This is a genomic window from Streptomyces sp. NPDC058741 (genome assembly GCF_042746715.1).
Lineage (GTDB): Bacteria > Actinomycetota > Actinomycetes > Streptomycetales > Streptomycetaceae > Streptomyces.
Genome location: NZ_JBHYQH010000091.1, coordinates 1 through 5,828, shown reverse-complemented (window position 1 = coordinate 5,828; position 5,828 = coordinate 1). Strand labels below are relative to the sequence as shown.

Annotated in this window: 3 protein-coding genes; all 3 read right to left on the bottom strand. The window is 73.1% G+C overall.

Annotation, left to right across the window (positions count from 1 at the left end; genetic code table 11):
- Positions 1 to 908, bottom strand: a 908-nt coding sequence (locus ACFW6P_RS31895; protein WP_386425756.1) for a beta-ketoacyl synthase N-terminal-like domain-containing protein, incomplete at its 3' end; no start/stop codon positions are given.
- Positions 909 to 1,066: 158 nt separating this feature from the next.
- Complete coding sequence (locus tag ACFW6P_RS31890) at positions 1,067 to 2,281, bottom strand: cytochrome P450 (RefSeq protein ID WP_386360067.1); 1,215 nt, start codon at positions 2,279 to 2,281, stop codon at positions 1,067 to 1,069.
- 73 nt (positions 2,282 to 2,354) lie between these two features.
- On the bottom strand, positions 2,355 to 5,828 hold a 3,474-nt coding region (locus ACFW6P_RS31885), incomplete at its 5' end, for an SDR family NAD(P)-dependent oxidoreductase (protein ID WP_386425754.1).

Genomic DNA, 5,828 nt, shown 5'->3' with positions numbered 1-5,828 from the left:
TGACTGCGCCCGTCCTGGTTCACCGCCGACCCACGCACCACAGCCAGCACCCGATCACCGTCACGCTCCGCGACCGACAACCGCTTCAGCACCAGCACACCCACACCCTCCGACCACCCCGCACCGTCCGCGGCAGCCGAGAACGACTTGCACCGACCATCCGCGGCCATGCCCTTGAGGCGGGAGAACTCCACGAAGAGGGACGGTGCGCTCATCACCGTGACGCCGCCGGCCAGGGCGAGTTCGCACTCGCCCTGACGCAGCGCCTGGACGGCGAGGTGCAGTGCCACCAACGACGACGAGCACGCGGTGTCGACCGTGATGGCCGGGCCCTGGAGGCCCAGCGTGTAGGCGACCCGTCCGGACACGACACTGGACGCCTTGCCCGTGCTGACGTAGCCGTCCAGGGCGTCCAGGTTGCGGCCGAGGTCGCCGTAGTCGGTGCTCATCGTGCCGAGGTAGACGCCGGTACGGCTCTCGCTCAGGGTCTCGGGCCGGATGCCGGCCCGCTCCAGCGCCTCCCACGACACCTCCAGCACCAGCCGCTGCTGCGGATCCATCGACACCGCCTCACGCGGCGAGATGCCGAAGAACCCGGCGTCGAAGTCCTCCACATGCCCGTCCGCCAGGAACCCGCCCTCGCGCGCGTAGCTCTTGCCGACGGCCTCCGGGTCCGGGTCGTACAGGTCGAGTCCACGCCAGCGGCCGGGCAGACCGCCCACCGCGTCACCGCCGGACGCGAGCAGTTCCCAGTACGCCTCGGGGGTGTCGATGCCGCCCGGCAGGCGGCACGCCATCGACACCACCGCGATCGGGTCGGTGAGCTGGGCCTCCAGATCGGCTGCCCGCTTCTGCAGTGCCCGGATGGCGGGCAGCGCGGCCTTCAGGTCCTGCTGTGTGTTCGACACGTCGAGCCTTTCTGCGCGATCAGCGCGACCCTCGCTGCCAGGCGCGTGACGCCGTCGGGTGCGACGGGGCCGGAAAGCGGCTGTACCCGGGACAGATGTGGTGCCCGACCATCGAATCGGGGCGAGCTAGAGCACGAGTGGACGCACCCTGGACGTCGTCACCGCAAGATCACGGGCAGGGAGACGAGCCCCCGGACCATGCCCAGCCGCCACCGGGCCTCCTCGGCCGGCACGGCGCGCCGTATGTCCGGGAAGCGGCGCATCAGGGAGCCGATGGCGATCTCGCCCTCCATGCGGGCCAGCCGCGCGCCGAGGCAGTAGTGGATGCCGTGTCCGAAGCCGAGGTGTCCGGTGGCGTCACGGGTGAGGTCGAGCCGGTCGGCGTCCGTGAACCGGGCCGGGTCCCGGTTGGCCGCGGCGACGGACAGCAGGACCAGTGCGCCGCGGGGGATGCGGACCCCGCCGAGGGTCACGTCCTCGGTCGCGTAGCGGGCGACGCCGGGGTTGGTGGGGCCGTCGTAGCGCAGCAGTTCGTCGACGGCGGTGCTGACCAGCTCGGGCCGTTCCCGCAGCACGGCCAGCTGCTCGGGATGGTCGAACAGGGCGTTCATGCCGTTGCCGATGAGCTGGACCGTCGTCTCGTGCCCGGCGAGGAGGAGGGTCAGCGCCATGGCCGCCAGTTCCTCGTCGTCGAGCCTGTCGTCGTCCTCCTCGTGCACCGCGATCAGGTCGCTGAGCAGGTCGTCACCGGGGTTGTCGTGCTTCAGCGCGATCAGGCGCTCGGTGTACGCGGTGAGCCAGGCGAAGGCCCGTGCCATGTCGTCCGCGGAGGCGTCGTCCTTGACGACCTGGAAGGCGGCGCCCGTCTTCTCGCGGAGCGCGTCGTGGTCCTCGGGGACGCCGAGCAGTTCGCAGATCACCCGGATGGGCAGGACGGACGCGTAGGCGCCGATGAGGTCGGTCTCGCCGTCCCCCGCGGCCATGGCGTCGAGGAGTTCGTCGGCGATCTGCTGCACGCGCGGGCGCAGTCCGTCGACACGTGTGGCGCTGAACGCCCGGACGACCAGTTTGCGCAGGCGGGTGTGGTCCGGCGGGTCGAGGTTCACCAGCGAGCGCCGTGTGGCGTCGTTGGCGCTCGTGATGGCGTCCGTGGTGGGCAGGCTCTCGTCGTTGGCCATGTGGTCGTTGGCCGCGCTGCTCAGGCGTGGATCCGCCAAGCCGCTGCGGACGTCCTCGTGCCGGGTGACGAACCACCATTCCACCCCGTCCGGCAGCCGGACGGGGCGGGCCGGCCCTTCCTGCCGGAGGGCTCGCAGGGTGGGGAAGGGGTCGGTGAAGAACGCGGGCTGAATCGCGAAGTCCGTATCCGTCATGGCGGCAGGATGCCCGGCGACCGGTCGAGCACGGCTTGAGCGGTACCAGGCCCTCCGGATCCGTGCCGGCGGATCAGTCGAGGTCGAGCCCCGATGCCTCCAGCAGCGCGTCGAGTTCGGCGTTGATCTCGTCGACGGACCGCTCCTCCCCGGTCTCGGCCGGACCGGCCCAGCTCAACAGGGACGCCGGGTCGTGATCGGCAGCGGTGCCGGAGGCGGGGGCGGGGGCGGCGGTCGAGGGCAGGTCCGTGCGGGACAGGACCAGCCGGGTGATGTGCTCGGGGGTCGGGTGGTCGAAGGCGAGGGTCGCGGGCAGCGACAGGCCGGTCTCCGCGGAGAGACGGCGGCGCAGTTCGACCGCCATCAGCGAGTCGAGACCCAGGTCCTTGAGCACCTGCTGCGGGACGAGCGTCCCGGCGCCGGACAGGCCCAGCACCGTGGCGACCTCGCGCAGCACCACGTCCATGACCAGCTCCGTGCGCTGTTCCTCGGCCGCCGCGAGCAGTCGTTCCCGCAGACCACCCGCACCGCCCGGGCCACCCGCGCCGTCACCGGGGCCGGAGCCGGAGCCGCCGGCCGCGCGGCGCAGCCGGGCCCGTACGAGCGCCCGGAACAGGGCGGGCACCTCGCCTCCCTGGTCGGCTTCCCGCTGCACGGCCCGCAGGTCGAGCAGCACGGGCACGAAGTCGCCGGCCGGGCGGGCGAGCGCGGTGTCCAGCAGGGCCATGCCCTGGTCGAAGGGCATCGGGGCGATGCCCTGGCGGCGCATCCGTTCCAGCTCGACCGTGCCCAGGTGGGCGGTCATGCCGACGCCGGCCTGGTGCCACAGGCCCCAGGCGAGGCTGGTGGCGGGGCGGCCCTCCGCGCGTCGCCGGGCGGCGAACGCGTCGAGGTAGGCGTTGGCGGAGCCGTAGACGCTCTGCCCCGCGGTGCCGACGGTGCCGGCGGCGGAGGAGAACAGCACGAACGCCGCGAGGTCCAGGTCGCGGGTGAGCTCGTCCAGGTGGTGGACGCCCGTGACCTTGGGGGCCATCACGCGGGAGAGCCGGCGCGCGTCCTGGCCGAGGAGGACACCGTCGTCCAGGACTCCCGCGAGATGCAGGACCGCAGTCCACGGGCGGCCCTGCGCAGCGGCACCGAGCACCTGCGCCACATCATCCCGCCGCGAGACATCACAGGCCACCACACGGACGCAGCGCGCACCTTCTTCTTCCAGTTCCCGGACGAGTTCCGTGGCGCCGGGGGCGTCGGGCCCGCGCCGTGAGGTCAGCACCAGGTGCCGTACGCCGTGGTGGCGCACCAGGTGCCGGGCGGTCTCGCGGCCCAGCTCGCCGGTGCCGCCGGTGATCAGCACCGCGCCGTCGGGGTCGAGGGCGCGTACCGGGGCGGTGTCGTCGGCGGGCGCGGCCCGGACCAGGCGGGCGGCCCGCACCTCGCCGTTCCGGACGGCCAGTTCGGGCTCGCCGGTGACCGCGAGGGCGCGGACGAGCGCGTCGCGGTCGGCGTCGTCCGGGCCGAGGTCGACCAGGCGCAGCGTGCGCTCGGGGTGCTCGGCGCGCGCGGACCTGACCAGGCCCCACAGGGGGGCGTTGGGCAGTCCGTCGAACGAGTCACCGGGCGCGGCGGCCACGCTGCCGCGCGTCACCCACACCAGTTCCGTGTCCGTGAGCCGGTCGTCGGACAGCAGTTCCCGGAGCTGTGCCAGGGCGAACTCGGTGGCCCGGTAGGCGGCTTCGGGCTCGCTGTCGAACGGCGGCCTTCCGGTGGCGTCGACGACGATCCGGGCGGGCGCGTCCTGTCGCGCGGTGAGCCGCGCGGCGAGGGCCTCGCCGTCCGCGAGGACCGGTACGCCCAGCAGTCCGGCGATCAGGCCCGTGCCCGTCAGCACGGCGTCGGCGACCGGGCCCCGCGCCTCGGGGGCCGCGACCGGCCGGAACTCCAGACGGTGCAGTGCGTCGGCGCCGCCGCGCGCGGAGCGCAGTTGCCCGGCCGTCGCCCGGCGCAGATGCAGGGCCCCGATCCGTACGACGGGCCCGCCGGCCGCGTCGCAGGCCCACACCCGGATCCGCCGGCCGCTCGCGACGCCGTCAACTCCGTCGGCTCCGTCGGACACGTCGATCCGTACGCGCAGTTCACCGCTGCCCGCCGCGTGCAGCGCGACGTCGCTCCACTCGAACGGCAGCAGCGCGCCGGGGGCCTCCTCGCGGGCGACGCCCTTCATGACGTGCAGGGCGGTGTCCAGCAGCGCCGGGTGCAGCAGGAACCCGGCGGCGTCCGGGTCGGGCAGGCGGACGAGGCCGTAGGCGGTGTCGCCCTTGCGCCACAGCTCGGTCAGGCCGCGGAACACGGGCCCGTAGTCGATGCCCTGTGCGGCGAACCGGTCGTAGAGCCCGTCGAGTTCGACCCGTTCGGCTCCCGGCACCGGCCACTGCGCCAGTTCACCGAACACCGTGGTGTCGGGCTCGGCGGTGGTCTCGGCCAGCTCGCCGGACGCGTGCTGCGTCCATTCGGCGGGGGCGGTCTCCGGGCTGCTGTGGACGGCGATCGTCCGGCGGCCCGTGGCGTCCGGCGCGCCGACGGTGATCTGGATCCGTACGGCGTCGTCGATCACCAGCGGTTCGGCCAGTGTCAGCTGGGCGACCCCGGCCGCCCCGGCCTCGTGCGCCGCGGCGGTGGCCAGCTCCAGCAGTCCGGTGCCGGGCACGATGACCGACCCGAAGACCGTGTGGTCCGCGAGCCACGGCTGCTCTGCGAGCGACAGCCGGCCGGTGATCAGGTGGCCCTCGCCGCCGGCGAGCGGTGTCACCGCCCCGATCCACGGGTGTGCGGAGGCGTCGAGACCGAGCGATCCGGCGTCCCCGGCCGTCCTGGGTACGTCCGACCAGTACCGCTCGCCCTGGAAGGCGTAGGTCGGCAGTGGCACGACGGTGCCGGTGCCCAGCACCCGGTCCCAGTCGAGGGGATGGCCCTGGACGTGCAACAGGCCCAGATTGCGCAGCAACTGCGCACTTCCGCCCTGCTCACGCGCCAGGGAACCCACGACGATGCCACCGCGCTCGGCACTGCCGTCGGTCAGCGGCATCGACAGCACCGGATGCGCGGAGATCTCCACGAAAACCGTGTGACCGTCGTCCAGCAACCGGGTCAGGGCCCGATCGAAACGAACCGGCTCCCGCAGATTGCGGCACCAATACGTGCCGTCCAACTCCGTGCCCGTGGCGGCTGCGCCGGTCACGGTCGAGTAGAAGGCGATCTCCGCGGCCCGCGGGACGAGGTTCTGGAACCGGGCGGCCAGACCCGGCAGCAACGGATCCATCTGCGCGTTGTGGGACGCGTAGTCCACATTGATCCTGCGCGCGTAGACATCCTTCGCGCCGAGTTCCGCCACGATGGCGACGACGGCGCCCACCTCGCCGGAGATGATCGTCGAACCGGCGGTGTTGACCGCCGCAACCGACAAAGCGTCGCCATAGGGGGCCAGGAACTCCTCCACCCGCGACACCGGCCACTCGATCAACGCCATACCGCCCTGACCGGCACAGGCCAG

Bases quoted from the DNA above. Each gene is read 5' to 3' on its own strand.
- ACFW6P_RS31890 (WP_386360067.1), bottom strand. From the start codon at position 2,281: ATGACGGATACGGACTTCGCGATTCAGCCCGCGTTCTTCACCGACCCC.